Origin of the sequence: Pseudoduganella plicata (assembly GCF_004421005.1) — a bacterium.
Lineage (GTDB): Bacteria > Pseudomonadota > Gammaproteobacteria > Burkholderiales > Burkholderiaceae_D > Rugamonas > Rugamonas plicata.
The window spans coordinates 5,265,155-5,277,428 of sequence record NZ_CP038026.1 but is presented as its reverse complement, the minus strand read 5'-3'; the positions used below and the strand labels follow the sequence as shown (position 1 = coordinate 5,277,428).

Annotated in this window: 13 protein-coding genes; 2 read left to right on the top strand and 11 right to left on the bottom strand. The window is 66.4% G+C overall.

Annotation, left to right across the window (positions count from 1 at the left end; genetic code table 11):
* Nucleotides 1–2 precede the first annotated feature (2 nt).
* Entirely contained in the window at nt 3–1,172 is a 1,170-nt protein-coding gene (locus E1742_RS23285; protein WP_134387465.1) for a patatin-like phospholipase family protein, read from the bottom strand.
* A 148-nt stretch (nt 1,173–1,320) separates the two neighbouring features.
* Here E1742_RS23285 and E1742_RS23280 point away from each other — a divergent pair, with 148 nt between their 5' ends.
* Nucleotides 1,321–1,713 carry a hypothetical protein gene (locus E1742_RS23280; protein ID WP_134387464.1) on the top strand — a complete coding sequence of 131 codons (393 nt, stop codon included), beginning with the start codon at nt 1,321–1,323 and terminating at the stop codon, nt 1,711–1,713.
* Between the two features lie 124 nt (nt 1,714–1,837).
* Here E1742_RS23280 and ggt read toward each other — a convergent pair whose 3' ends face one another.
* Nucleotides 1,838–3,658 (bottom strand): gamma-glutamyltransferase, encoded by a 1,821-nt coding sequence (ggt, locus tag E1742_RS23275; RefSeq protein WP_134387463.1) that lies wholly within the window; start codon nt 3,656–3,658, stop codon nt 1,838–1,840.
* 62 nt (nt 3,659–3,720) lie between these two features.
* The gene (locus E1742_RS23270) at nt 3,721–4,491 is read right to left on the bottom strand and encodes an SDR family NAD(P)-dependent oxidoreductase (protein WP_134387462.1); all 771 of its coding nucleotides are present in this window, start codon (nt 4,489–4,491) and stop codon (nt 3,721–3,723) included.
* A 521-nt stretch (nt 4,492–5,012) separates the two neighbouring features.
* Here E1742_RS23270 and E1742_RS27105 point away from each other — a divergent pair.
* A complete protein-coding gene (locus tag E1742_RS27105) occupies nt 5,013–5,144 on the top strand; it encodes a hypothetical protein (RefSeq protein WP_259772415.1) in 132 nt (43 codons plus the stop codon).
* 207 nt (nt 5,145–5,351) lie between these two features.
* Here E1742_RS27105 and E1742_RS23265 read toward each other — a convergent pair whose 3' ends face one another.
* The 8 genes from E1742_RS23265 to E1742_RS23230 form a co-directional block, all read right to left on the bottom strand.
* Nucleotides 5,352–5,915 carry a hypothetical protein gene (locus tag E1742_RS23265; RefSeq protein WP_134387461.1) on the bottom strand — a complete coding sequence of 188 codons (564 nt, stop codon included), beginning with the start codon at nt 5,913–5,915 and terminating at the stop codon, nt 5,352–5,354.
* 73 nt (nt 5,916–5,988) lie between these two features.
* Complete coding sequence (locus E1742_RS23260; protein WP_134387460.1) at nt 5,989–8,163, bottom strand: sodium-translocating pyrophosphatase; 2,175 nt, start codon at nt 8,161–8,163, stop codon at nt 5,989–5,991.
* Between the two features lie 182 nt (nt 8,164–8,345).
* Entirely contained in the window at nt 8,346–9,002 is a 657-nt protein-coding gene (adk, locus tag E1742_RS23255) for an adenylate kinase (protein WP_134387459.1), read from the bottom strand.
* A 122-nt stretch (nt 9,003–9,124) separates the two neighbouring features.
* The gene (gene kdsB, locus E1742_RS23250) at nt 9,125–9,874 is read right to left on the bottom strand and encodes a 3-deoxy-manno-octulosonate cytidylyltransferase (RefSeq protein ID WP_134387458.1); all 750 of its coding nucleotides are present in this window, start codon (nt 9,872–9,874) and stop codon (nt 9,125–9,127) included.
* A gap of 11 nt (nt 9,875–9,885) precedes the next feature.
* Nucleotides 9,886–10,062, bottom strand: a complete 177-nt coding sequence (locus E1742_RS23245; protein WP_134387457.1) for a Trm112 family protein — start codon at nt 10,060–10,062, stop codon at nt 9,886–9,888.
* A complete protein-coding gene (gene lpxK / locus E1742_RS23240; protein ID WP_134387456.1) occupies nt 10,043–11,077 on the bottom strand; it encodes a tetraacyldisaccharide 4'-kinase in 1,035 nt (344 codons plus the stop codon). The genes E1742_RS23245 and lpxK overlap by 20 nt, the downstream gene beginning before the upstream one ends.
* Nucleotides 11,078–11,114: 37 nt before the next feature.
* Nucleotides 11,115–11,537 carry an ExbD/TolR family protein gene (locus E1742_RS23235; protein ID WP_134387455.1) on the bottom strand — a complete coding sequence of 141 codons (423 nt, stop codon included), beginning with the start codon at nt 11,535–11,537 and terminating at the stop codon, nt 11,115–11,117.
* 3 nt (nt 11,538–11,540) lie between these two features.
* Nucleotides 11,541–12,146 carry a MotA/TolQ/ExbB proton channel family protein gene (locus E1742_RS23230; protein WP_134387454.1) on the bottom strand — a complete coding sequence of 202 codons (606 nt, stop codon included), beginning with the start codon at nt 12,144–12,146 and terminating at the stop codon, nt 11,541–11,543.
* Nucleotides 12,147–12,274 lie beyond the last annotated feature (128 nt).

Below are 12,274 nucleotides of genomic sequence, written 5' to 3'. Positions count from 1 at the left end.
CGTCATGATCCGAAAAACGCCAGTACGTCGCTGCGGCGGGCGTGGGTGTCGCGCTGGCCAAGCCGGATCAGCTCATTGGTGTAGCTGGCCTCGAACAGCAGATACGACGCCAGCGCGGCGCCGCGCACCTCGGTGGCGCCGATTCCCGACAGCAGCGTGCGCACGGGCGCCGGCAGGCTGCCGATATGGCGCAGCGCCAGGTCGTCCAGCCGCTCGGAGGGGGCGATGACGAGCAGCTGGACGGGTCGCAGCGGCGTCTTCTCCAGCAGCTCGGGCGGCAGCACGGACAGGGTCTGGTTGATGCGGTTCAGGCGTTCGATATCCACCGCCAGGCTGTCGAGAAAAATCGACGACATCGCATGGCCGGCGATCTGCGCCAGGCTGGGATAGCGGGCCGATTCCACCGCGGGCCGGCCCGACTCCGACAGGCGCCCGGCACCGACGACCAGCACCTTGGCCGCGCCCAGGTGGATCGCCGGCGAAATGGGCGCCAGCTGGCGCATGGAGCCGTCTCCGCAATACTCGCGGTGTCCGCCCAGGTACAACGGCGTGGCGGGAAAGATGAAGGGGATGGCCGACGACGCCAGCAGGTGCTCGACGCCGATCTGGTCCTGCAGCGCCACCCGCTGCATGCGCACCCACGGCGCGATTTCGGCGGCCGTCTGGTAGAACGTCAGGTGCTGGCCGCCCGTGTACGACGACGCCGTCACGGCCACCGCGTGCAGCAGCCCTTCCTGCAGCACGGAGTCCAGCCGCGGCAGGTCCAGCATGCGGTGCAGCAGGTCGGCCAGCGGCGTGTTATCCAGCAGGGAATTGGGCGGCGAGGCGCGCCATTTGCGCAGCAGCCAGCCGAACGACAGCAGCGACAGCCAGCGCGCGCCGGCGCGGAGCACGCCCAGGGAGTCGGCCCGGTAGACCTGGGCGACGGCAATGTGCGACCACACGTCCACCAGCTTCTGCACGCTCTCGCCGAAGTTATCGGCGCGGCAAGCCAGCGCCGTCGCGTTGATCGCGCCGGCGGACGTGCCGCAGATGATCTGAAACGGATTTCTGGCTGGCGGCCAGCCGGCGTCGCACAATATCTCGGAGATTGCCTGCAGAACCCCGACCTGGTAAGCGGCACGGGCGCCGCCCCCGGTCAGTATCAGGCCGGTCTTCTTTTTCATTCCCATCCAATAAGGGTAACAGGTTATATGGCGGCAGGCACCTTTCTCGGAGCCTTCCGGCGCCCGGAGAGCCCCCCGTCGGCGACGTTCGTGGTTTGCTGGCGACTGCGCCGCGATAGAATCCTGTCGCTTCGACAATCAAAGGGAGAGCCGCTTGAAGATCGCCGCGAAAGTCGTTGGCATCATGCTGTTTGCAGGAATCTGCTTTGCGGCGGGCGCGCTGACCGCCGCCATAAGGGGCTGGTTCCAGCCGGTCGTGCACGTCAGGGTCACCAACGCGAGCGGCGCGGACCTGGCCGCCGTGGTGCTGATACACGAATCGGGCCGCGGGACCGGTACCATGACCTTGCCCGCCCTGCCACGTGGCGCATCTGCCGAAGCACACTTCTTCCTCGCCGGCGAAGGCAGTTACCGGATCGAGGCGACGTTTGCGGACGGGCGCGTGGTCAAAGGCGGTTACGGCTATGTGGAGCCGGGATACGCCACCCGCGAGGTGATCGAAAATTCGGGCATCGCCAGCTCACCGAACCGCACACTGCTTCGATAAGGCTCCCCACCCGTGGTCAGGTGGCCAACGCAATAACCGCGCGCTTTGCCGATGCGCGGCCCGTCGCCGACGTTTTCCCTCACTGCTGTTTCGTACGGCCGGCGAGTGCGCGCCAGCGCCGGAATCAATCCCCGCGCACGATCCCCTCGCGGCGCGGATCGGCGCCGCCGAACCAGACATCCCTGCCGTCGCGCCGCACGCGCTGGATCCCCTGCAGGCCGGAGTTCTGCTCGAACTGGCGCACCTCGTGTCCGCGTGCTTTCAGCTGCTGCACGACAGCGTCCGGGAAGCGCCCCGCTTCCAGCTCCGTGGGGCCGTTGCGGCTGCCGAAGTTGGGCAGGCTGATGGCCTGCTGCACGTCCAGGTTCCAGTCCAGCGTCCCCACCAGCACCTTGGCCACGTAGTTGATGATGGTCGAGCCGCCCGGCGATCCCGTCGCCAGCACCAGCTTGCCGGTCGCCTTGTCGAACACCAGCGTGGGCGACATGGCGCTGCGCGGGCGCTTGCCCGGCTGGACGCGGTTGGCGATCGGGCCGTTGGCATCGAGCGCGTCGAACGAGAAATCCGTCAGCTGGTTGTTCAGCATGAAGCCATCGACCATCTGGCGCGAGCCGAACGCGTCTTCCACCGACGTCGTCATCGTCAGAGCGTTGCCATACCCGTCCACCGCGACGAGGTGCGACGTGGACGGCTTGTCGATGGCGGTATCCGTGCCCCACGCCACCTGCATGCCCTGCGGCGTGCCTGGTTGCGCGCTGCCCATCGACTGCGTGCCGATCAGCGCCGCGCGGCGGGCCAGGTAGCGTTTATCCAATAGCGACGCGATGCCGTTGCCCGGCAGCGGCACGAAGTCGGTATCGGCCACGTAGCGGTTGCGGTCCGCGTAGGCCAGCCGGCCCGCTTCGCTGAAAAGGTGTATTGCCTGGGCGTCCGGCACGCCGTTGACCGGGCGGTGCGCGCCGATGTCGGTCGTCTCCAGGATGCCCAGCATCTCCGCAATCGCGATGCCGCCGGACGATGGCGGCGGCGCGCCGCACACGCGCCACTTGCGGTAGTCGCTGCAGACGGGATCGCGCTCGCGCGGCCGGTAACTGGCGATGTCGGCGGCCGTCAGCAGGCCCGGGTTAGTCGGATGACCGGCCACCTTGGCGGCGATGTCGCGCGCCACGCGGCCCGTGTAGAACACGTCGGCGCCACCCTGTGCCACTTCGTGCAGGACCTTTGCCAGTTCCGGATTTTTCAGCAGGTAGCCCACGGGACGGGGCTGCCCGTCCGCGTCATAGAAATACGCCGCCGCGACCGGGTCGCGCGTCAGGCGGCGCTGGTCGTAGCGCAGCAGCGCATTCAGGCGCGGGCTGACGTTGAAGCCCTTTTCGGCCAGCTCGATGGCTGGCTCGAACAGCTTCGACCACGCCAGCCTGCCATGCTTCCTGTGCGCCATTTCCAGCATGCGCAGCACACCGGGCGCGCCCGTCGAGCGGCCGCCGACGACGCCCGTCTCGCGCGACACAGGCTTGCCGTCCTTGTCGAGGAAGAGCCGCTCGGTGGCGGCCATCGGCGCCGTTTCGCGGCCGTCGTAGGAGTGCACCTTCTTGCCGTCGAACAGCAGCAGGAACGCCCCGCCGCCGATGCCCGACGATTGCGGCTCGACGAGCGTCAGCACCATCTGCGTGGCGATTGCCGCGTCGATGGCGCTGCCGCCCTGCTTGAGCATGCGGTAGCCCGCCTCGGTCGCGAGCGGATTGGCCGCCGCCACCATGAATTTGCTGGCCGTCCAGCCGGATTTTTCCGCATAGCCGGTGGCGATTTCGGGGGCTGCCTGCAGGGCGGCCTTGTCGGCCGCCTTTGCAGGAACCGGGCGCTGGCCCCCATCCTGGGCGTGCAGCGCCGGCGCGGCGGCGCAGGCCAGCGCCACGGCAAGGGCAAGGTGTTTGAAGCTGATCATCGGTTCTCCACAATACAAAACGCGCCGGCGGTCCGGCGCGCTCGTGACGGTGGAATGCTACCTTATTTCGGCTGCATGCGAATCGCGCCGTCCAGGCGGATCGTTTCGCCGTTCAGCATCACATTCTCGATGATGGCCTTGGCCAGATGGGCGTATTCGTCCGGCTTGCCCAGCCGCGGCGGGAACGGCACCATCTTCCCCAGCGCGTCCTGCACCTCGGCCGGCATCCCCAGCAGCATCGGCGTCTCGAAGATGCCCGGCGCAATCGTCATCACGCGAATGCCGCTGCGCGACAGGTCGCGCGCCATCGGCAACGTCATGCCGGCCACCGCGGCCTTCGAGGCCGCGTAAGCCGCCTGCCCGATCTGGCCGTCGAACGCGGCCACGGACGCCGTGTTGATGATGACGCCCCGCTCGCCCTGCTCCGCCGCGTCGGTCTTGCCCATCGCTTCCGCCGCCAGCCGGCACATATTGAAGGTGCCGATCAGGTTGATGTTGACGGCGCGCTGGAACACGTCCAGCGGATGGGGGCCGTCCTTGCCGACCGTCTTCACTGCGGGCGCGACACCGGCGCAGTTGACCAGGCCACGCAACGTGCCCAGCGCTGCCGCGGCGGCAACCACGGCCTGGCCGTCCGCTTCCGACGTGACGTCGCAGCGGACGAATATGGCAGTTGCGTTCCGGCCGAGCTCCTCGGCCAGCTCCTGGCCCGGGCCTTCCTGCACGTCCGCCAGCACGACCCTCGCCCCGGCTGCGGCCAGGGTGCGCGCCGTGGCCGCGCCCAGGCCCGACGCGCCGCCGGTGATGATGAATACGTTGTCCCTGATTTGCATCGTTCGTGTCTCCTTCGTGGTGGATGACGTTTACGTTAACGTCAACCCACATTGTAGCGCGAAGGACCCATTGTTCACACTAAGCGTCGCCGGAGCACCATCTTGCGTGGTCTGGCATTCGCCCCAGGTAGAGCCAACCAGATGCAGCCCAATTCAGCCTCGCTTAATGCAGGGCCCCAGTCTTACGCTAAACTGGCGTTATGAAAATTTTTTGGGCGATTTTTCTCACGTTTGCGTTGACGGTCAGCGCTTACGCTTCGGCCCGCGAAGTGAGCACCTGCTGCCCAGACCAAGATTGCGGCATGGCTCAATGCGTGGAGATGGACTGTCTGCCACTGATAGCCCTGATGGCTCCTCAGGCCGCGCTGGTCGTACCCTCATGGAAAGGCGCGCGTGATGTACCAAGGAAGCTTGTGATTTACTTACCAAATCGTTTCAAAGAAATCTGGACTCCACCTGACTGACGGCAAGAACAATTTTAGTTCTAATCGGTCAATTCTTAGCTTATATCGGAGTCTCAAATGAAATCGAAAATCATCAAAATCGGCGCAGCTTTCACACTCATGGCCACTTCGGCGGTTGCCTTTGCTGCCAGCAATAGCTGCTGTTCTGGCATTGAATGCTGCATCAATCTGCTCGCCTGCTGTTTCTAAGCTTAGGTAGGTAGCAAAAGAGGGCGGCGTTGCCGCCCTCTTTTGCGTGTGAACGGTTCCTGATCACGCCAGCTTGGGGTACATGGCGGATCATGCGGAAGCTGGCCGGCACGTCCTCCAGCTGCTCTGTCACGTCTTTGCCGCTGGCACAGGCCGCCGAGCGGGTCAGTGCCGATGTCTAGACGATGGTGGAATGACGCTTACCGTTCACATACAGGTGACGACGCCGCCGGCACTGCTGCACAGCCGTCCGGTGGGACTGGTCAGCACGCGCGAGCCGTTATACTGGGTGCCGGCAGCATCGCGGCAGCCGCCCGCGCCGCAGGTGGCGGGCATTGGCTGGCTGACGCCCGGCGGTGGCGTGGCGAATGCACCCGGCGCGTGGTTGACGTAGGGTGAAGGCGGCGGCGTGACGGACGTGCCGGGCGCCGGGGTAACGACGGCCGCTGGCCCCGTGCGTGGCGTCAGCTCGAACAGCGTCACCGGCGCGGACGGTGGCGCCGGCATATCGGCAACGTCGGGTGGGGCGATGCGCTGCGTCGGCTCGATCCGCTGCGGCACCGGCCTGCGTGGCATCGGCCGCCGTGCAGGCGCCGTGCGGCACGGCTCGACTGCAAGCGCGCGCCCGTCCGGCCGCAGCTTGCAGACGGGCAGGCGCGCATAGGCTTCCCGGTCGGCCGCGGACCGCGGCGGCGTCTGCGCAAACACCACGCATGGCAGCAGCGCCGCCAGCACGGCGATCCGGATCTGGCGGCGGATCAAAAAGGTCATGGAACGCTCCTGGAATGGCGTTCCGATGATACGCCGGCCCCTGCGAGGCCGGCCGCACGGTTGCGACGGCCTCTCAGTGCGCCGGTTCGGGTGCGGCCTGCGAGGTGGCCCGTGACCCGGCGGGAAGCGTCGCCGGCACGGCTGCGACCTGCGCACTGGCAGGGCCGTGCGCCAGCAGCGGCTCGGCCGATACGGCCAGCCAGCCCGTGGTCGGCAGCAGCGGCACCAGCAGCAGCGCGACGATGTTGATGATCTTGATCAAAGGGTTGACGGCGGGACCGGCCGTGTCCTTGTACGGATCTCCCACCGTGTCGCCCGTGACGGCGGCCTTGTGCGCGTCCGAGCCTTTGCCGCCGTGGTGACCGTCCTCGATGTACTTCTTGGCGTTGTCCCAGGCGCCACCGCCGGTCGTCATCGAGACGGCGACAAACAGCCCCGTGACGATGGTCCCCATCAGCATGCCGCCCAGCGCGGCGGGGCCCAGCAGCATGCCGACCAGGATGGGCACGATGACGGGCAGCAGCGACGGCACGATCATTTCGCGGATGGCGGACGCCGTCAGCATGTCCACGGCCTTGTCGTATTCCGGCTTGCCGGTGCCGTCCATGATGCCCTTAATGTCGCGGAACTGGCGCCGCACCTCGACGACGACGGCGCCGGCTGCGCGGCCCACGGCCTCCATCGCCATCGCCCCGAACAGGTAGGGAATCAGGCCGCCGATGAACAGGCCGACGATGACCATGGGGTTGGACAGGTCGAACGTCATCGTCTTGCCGACCGATTCCAGCGCATGCGTGTAGTCGGCAAACAGCACCAGCGCCGCCAGCCCCGCAGAGCCGATCGCGTAACCCTTGGTGACGGCCTTGGTGGTATTGCCGACGGCATCCAGCGGATCGGTGATCGCGCGCACGGAGTCCGGCATGCCGGCCATCTCGGCGATGCCGCCGGCGTTGTCGGTGATGGGACCGTAGGCATCGAGCGCCACGATAATGCCGGCCATCGACAGCATCGACGTGGCGGCAATGGCGATGCCGTACAACCCGGCCAGCTTGAACGAGACAAGGATCGCCACGCAGACGGCCAGCACCGGCCATGCCGTCGATTTCATCGACACGCCCAGGCCGGCGATGATGTTGGTGCCGTGGCCGGTCGTCGAGGCGTCCGCGATGTGGCGCACCGGTTTGAAGTCCGTGCCCGTGTAGTACTCCGTGATGTAGACCATCAGGCCCGTGAGCACGATGCCCACGACGGTGGCGCCCATCATCTTCCAGCGCATCGTGTCGTCCGTCCACAGCAGCCAGGTCACGACGGCAAAGCCGATCAGCGACAGGATCGCCGACCACCACAGGCCTGTGTACAGCGCCGACATGATCTTCTTGCCCGGCTTGTTCTTGACGAACATGCAGCCGACGATGGAGCCGAGGATCGACACGGCGCCCAGTAGCAGCGGATACAGCATCGCCTCGTTCGGCGCGTCCGTGATGACGAGGGCGCCCAGGAGCATCGTGGCGATCAGCGTGACCACGTAGGTCTCAAACAGGTCGGCGGCCATGCCGGCGCAATCGCCGACGTTGTCGCCCACATTGTCGGCAATGACGGCGGGATTGCGCGGATCGTCCTCGGGGATGCCCGCCTCGACCTTGCCGACCAGGTCCGCGCCCACGTCCGCGCCCTTGGTGAAGATGCCCCCGCCCAGCCGGGCGAAGATCGAGATCAGCGAGGCGCCGAACGCCAGGCCGATCAGCGGCTTGACGACATCGTGCGGCGTCATTTGCGGTGCCGGGTAGGCGGCGGTGGAGAACGTCGTCAGCATCCAGTAGAACAGCGCCACGCCCAGCAGGCCCAGGCCGACCACCAGCAGCCCGGTAATGGCGCCGCCGCGGAACGCGACGTTCAGGGCCTGATTCATCCCGAGCGATGCCGCCTGGGCCGTGCGCACGTTGGCGCGCACGGAGACGTTCATGCCGATGAACCCGCAGGCGCCGGACAGCACGGCGCCGATCAGGAAACCGAGCGCCGTGTGCGCGCCCAACAGGAAGAAGATGGCGACCAGCAGGATGACGCCGACGATGCCGATCGTGCGGTACTGGCGCGCCAGGTAGGCCCCGGCGCCCTGCTGGATCGCAGCGGAAATCTCCTGCATGCGGGGGTTGCCCGGGTCCTGCGCGAGAATCCAGCTGCGTGAAACCAGCCCATACACGACGGCGACGATGCCGCACGCCACAGCAAACCAAAGACCAGCTGCCATATGTCCCCCATTGTTTTCGGATCAGCAAATAAAACGGACTTCAGAAAACCGCCCGGACAGGCGCGGCCTACCAAACCACGTACTGCGAAATCTCGACTGGCCAACAGGGGCCCGAACAGTAATCTGACTGCGCGATGTTAAAAATGGGACAAAAAAAAGCGGACCCGCAGGTCCGCCTTCTTTTAGTTTGCCAGTGCGGCAAACGCCCGGTCGCGGATTTCCTCCACCGGTCCCACGCCTTCGATGCGGCGATACTGCGGCGCCACCGGGTCGCCCGACCTGGCCCACTCGTTGTAGTAGCCCAGCAGGACTTCGGTCTGGTTGTGGTACACGTCCAGGCGCTTCTTCACCGTCTCGGCGCGGTCGTCTTCGCGCTGCACGAGCGGCTCGCCCGTGACGTCGTCGATGCCGTCCACTTTCGGCGGATTGAACTTAACGTGGTACACGCGGCCCGAGCCCGGGTGGCAACGACGGCCGTCCATGCGCTCGATGATCGATTCATCCGGTACGGCGATCTCCAGAACGTAATCGACCTTCACGCCGGCATCCTTCATCGCGTCGGCCTGCGCGATCGTGCGCGGGAAGCCGTCGAACAGGTAGCCGTTGGCGCAGTCCGCTTCTTTCAGGCGGTCCTTCACCAGGCCGATGATGATGTCGTCCGATACCAGCTGGCCGGCGTCCATCACCTTCTTGGCCGCGATGCCCAGTTCGCTACCGGCCGCGATGGCGGCACGCAGCATGTCGCCCGTCGAAATCTGAGGAATGTTGTACTTTTCCTTGATGAAGTTGGCCTGGGTTCCCTTGCCGGCGCCGGGAGCTCCTAACAGAATGAGACGCATGAAAAATTCCTAGAACGTTTTTAATAATATGGTAAGTGTGTCAGGGTTGTGACGAAACTTACCACAAAAGGCCGCCCCAACGCCACCTTGGGAGCGTTTTTCACATGCAAAATGATCAGGCTTCAGCCGAAGTGGCGGCGCACCCGCTCCAGGTCTTCCGGCGTGTCCACGCCGGGTGCCGGCGCCGCGTCGGTGACGTGCACGGCAATCGGGTAGCCATGCCACAGCACGCGCAGCTGTTCCAGCGCCTCGATGCCTTCCAGGGGCGACAGTTCCAGGGCGGGGTACGCCTGCAGGAAGTCGTTGCGGTAGGCGTACAGGCCGATGTGGCGCAGTGGCGAATAGGCGACAGGCAGGGTTGCGCGATTGACCGCGAAGGCATCGCGCGCCCACGGGATCGTGGCGCGGCTGAAGTACAAGGCGCGCCCATGCTTGTCCAGCACGACCTTCACGACATTCGGATTGAACGCGTCATGCGCGTCGTCCAGCGGATGGGCGCACGTGGCCATCGGTACGTCCGCGCCGATGCGGGCGGCGCAGGCGGCCAGCAGGCTTGGGTCGATCAGTGGCTCGTCGCCCTGCAGATTGACGACGACGGCGTCCGGCGCCAGCTGCAGCGCCCGCGCCACCTCGGCGATGCGGTCGGTGCCGGAAGGATGGTCGGCCCGCGTCAGGCACGCCTCGATGCCGTGCCGGGCGCAGGCGGCCAGGATGCTGTCATGGTCGGTGGCGACGATGATGCGGGCCGCGCCGGACAGGCGCGCGCGCTCGGCCACGCGCACGATCATCGGCTTGCCGCCCAGGTCGGCCAGCGGTTTATCCGGCAGCCGCGTCGAGGCCAGCCGTGCGGGGATGATGACGGTGAAGCTCATGCTGGCCGCATTTACTCGACGGTGTCCTGCAGCGTGCGGGCTTCGTCGGCCCACATGATCGGGATGCCGTCGCGGATGGGGAAAGCGAGGCGGTCGCCGCGGCAAATCAGCTCCTGGGTCTTCTTGTCGTGCATCAGCGGCCCCTTGCAAACAGGGCAGACCAGGATATCAAGCAAACGTGCGTCCACGGCATTTCTCCACAATGTGTTCGGCCAGCGCGGCATCGATGCGCGCCGTGACCGGAACGACCCACAGCCGGGGATCGTCCTTCAGTTCTTCAATTTGCACGCATTTTACTGCATCCTTCTCCGTCATCAAGATCACGTCCGCGTCCAGCGCGCGCAGCGGATTGTCGAGGAAATCGTGATGGTCCGGCAGCGCCAGCTCCGTGCAGCGCAATCCGGCGTTCGCCAGCATGCCGAAGAAGCGCGCCGGATTGCCGATGCCCGCGACCGCAGCGACCTTGACGGGCCGCGCCGCCAGCTCGGCCAGCGTCACGCGCTCGCGCCGGTCGGCCAGGCGCTCGGCCACGTCCCCCGCGAGGGTCATCTGGAACACGGGGCCGCCGTTGCCGACCTTGCGTCGCAGGGCGTCCGTCAGCTCGGGCGTGTTGACGACGGTGACGTCGCGCCGCCGCCCCGGGCCTTCGCGCAGGGGCCCGGCCGGCAACGTCCAGCCATTGCCCGTGCCGCGGCCATCGAACAGCACGATCTCCACGTCGCGTTGCAGCGCGTAATGCTGCAGGCCGTCGTCGGTGAGGATGACGTCCACTTCGGGATGCGCCGCCAGCAGCGCCCTGCCCGCCGCGGCGCGGTCGCGTCCCACCACGACGGGACAGCCGGCACGGGTGGCGATCAGCACGGGCTCGTCGCCCACCTGCGCCGGCGTGGACATCGCCGTGACGGGACGGGGCGCGCCGTCCGTGGCGCCAAAGCCGCGCGACACCACGCCGGGCGTCAACCCGGCCGCACGCAACTGCTGCACCAGCCAGATCGTCAGCGGCGTCTTGCCGGTACCGCCAATGAAAATATTCCCGACCACGACAACGGGGACGGGCAGGCGGTTCGAGCGCAGGATGCCGGTGCGGTACAGCCAGCGGCGCAGCGCCGCCAGCGCGCGAAACAGCAGCGCCAGCGGATACAGCGCGCAGGCCAGCGGGCCGCGCCGCTGCCAGGCGCGGGTAAAGGTGGTTTCGAGGGACATGGTGGACTGGCCGCGCGGTCGGCGTTCGCGGTCGGCCTTACCTGGCACTGCCGCTCTGCGCCGCGAACGTCAGGCGATCGAAGCCGGCGATGCGCGCGGCCTCCATGACGTTGACGACCATCTGGTGCATCGCGAACTGGTCGGCATTGACGACGACGACCGGATTGGCTCCGCCCTTGGCAGCGGCCTTCATTGCCTGCGCCAGCCCGGGTACGTCACGGAACGACACGGGAGCGCCGTTGATCGTGTAGTGGCCTTTCGCATCGACGGTCACGTCGATCTGGTTCGGCTGTTCCACGGCCTTTTCCGCATCCGCCGTCGGCAGCGTGATCTGCAGCTCGGTGAATTTGCTGTAGGTCGTCGTCACCATCAGGAAGATCAGGATCACGAGCAGCACGTCGATGAACGGAATCAGGTTGATCTCCGGATCCTCGCGGCGTTGGCCTTTGCGGAAGTTCACGGCTTACTTCCTCGAATTGTGCACGACGTCGACAAAGCGCACGGCCTGCTGCTCCATCTGGATCACGAAGCCATCGACGAGGGCACGGAAGTGGCGGTAGAACACCAGGGTCGGCATCGCGATGGCCAGGCCGAAGCCCGTGTTGTACAGCGCGACGGAGATGCCGTGTGCCAGTTGCGCGGGATTGGCGCCGGTGGGATTTTGCGCGCCGAAGATCTCGATCATGCCGACGACGGTGCCGAACAGGCCCATCAGCGGCGCCAGCGTGGCGATCGTGCCCAGTGTCGTCAGGAAGCGCTCCAGCGTATGCGCGACACCGCTGCCCGCCTCCTCGATCGACTCCTTCATCACGTCGCGTGGGGCGTCGATGTTCTTCAGCGCGGCCGACAGCACCATGCCCAGCGGCGAACTGCTTTCCAGCTTGGCGATGATGTCGGGCGTGACGGTACCGCTGCGGTAGATGCGCACGACGTCGTCAAACGTGCTGGGTGGCAGGATGCGCGCACGGCGCAGCGACATCAGCCGCTCGACGATGAGGGCGGTGGCGACAATGGAAGCGATCAGCAGCAGCCAGATCGGCCAGCCTGCGGCTTGAAAGATGGCGAGCAAAACAAACTCCTCGGATAAGTAGGCAAGCGGTGGGCCAGACGCGCAATGTAGCGTGTTGGACGGCACTCGGCAAGTGCGCGCCGGCAGCAAAACGATGCGCCAGCTGAGACCTCGCCGCCGACAACATC

What these genes read in the sequence shown, in the direction of transcription:
- E1742_RS23285 (WP_134387465.1), bottom strand. Translation starts at nt 1,172, where the DNA reads ATGGGAATGAAAAAGAAGACCGGCCTGATACTGACCGGGGGCGGCGCC.
- ggt (WP_134387463.1), bottom strand. Translation starts at nt 3,658, where the DNA reads ATGATCAGCTTCAAACACCTTGCCCTTGCCGTGGCGCTGGCCTGCGCC.
- E1742_RS23270 (WP_134387462.1), bottom strand. Translation starts at nt 4,491, where the DNA reads ATGCAAATCAGGGACAACGTATTCATCATCACCGGCGGCGCGTCGGGC.
- E1742_RS27105 (WP_259772415.1), top strand. Translation starts at nt 5,013, where the DNA reads ATGAAATCGAAAATCATCAAAATCGGCGCAGCTTTCACACTCATGGCC.
- E1742_RS23265 (WP_134387461.1), bottom strand. Translation starts at nt 5,915, where the DNA reads ATGACCTTTTTGATCCGCCGCCAGATCCGGATCGCCGTGCTGGCGGCG.
- E1742_RS23260 (WP_134387460.1), bottom strand. Translation starts at nt 8,163, where the DNA reads ATGGCAGCTGGTCTTTGGTTTGCTGTGGCGTGCGGCATCGTCGCCGTC.
- adk (WP_134387459.1), bottom strand. Translation starts at nt 9,002, where the DNA reads ATGCGTCTCATTCTGTTAGGAGCTCCCGGCGCCGGCAAGGGAACCCAG.
- kdsB (WP_134387458.1), bottom strand. Translation starts at nt 9,874, where the DNA reads ATGAGCTTCACCGTCATCATCCCCGCACGGCTGGCCTCGACGCGGCTG.
- lpxK (WP_134387456.1), bottom strand. Translation starts at nt 11,077, where the DNA reads ATGTCCCTCGAAACCACCTTTACCCGCGCCTGGCAGCGGCGCGGCCCG.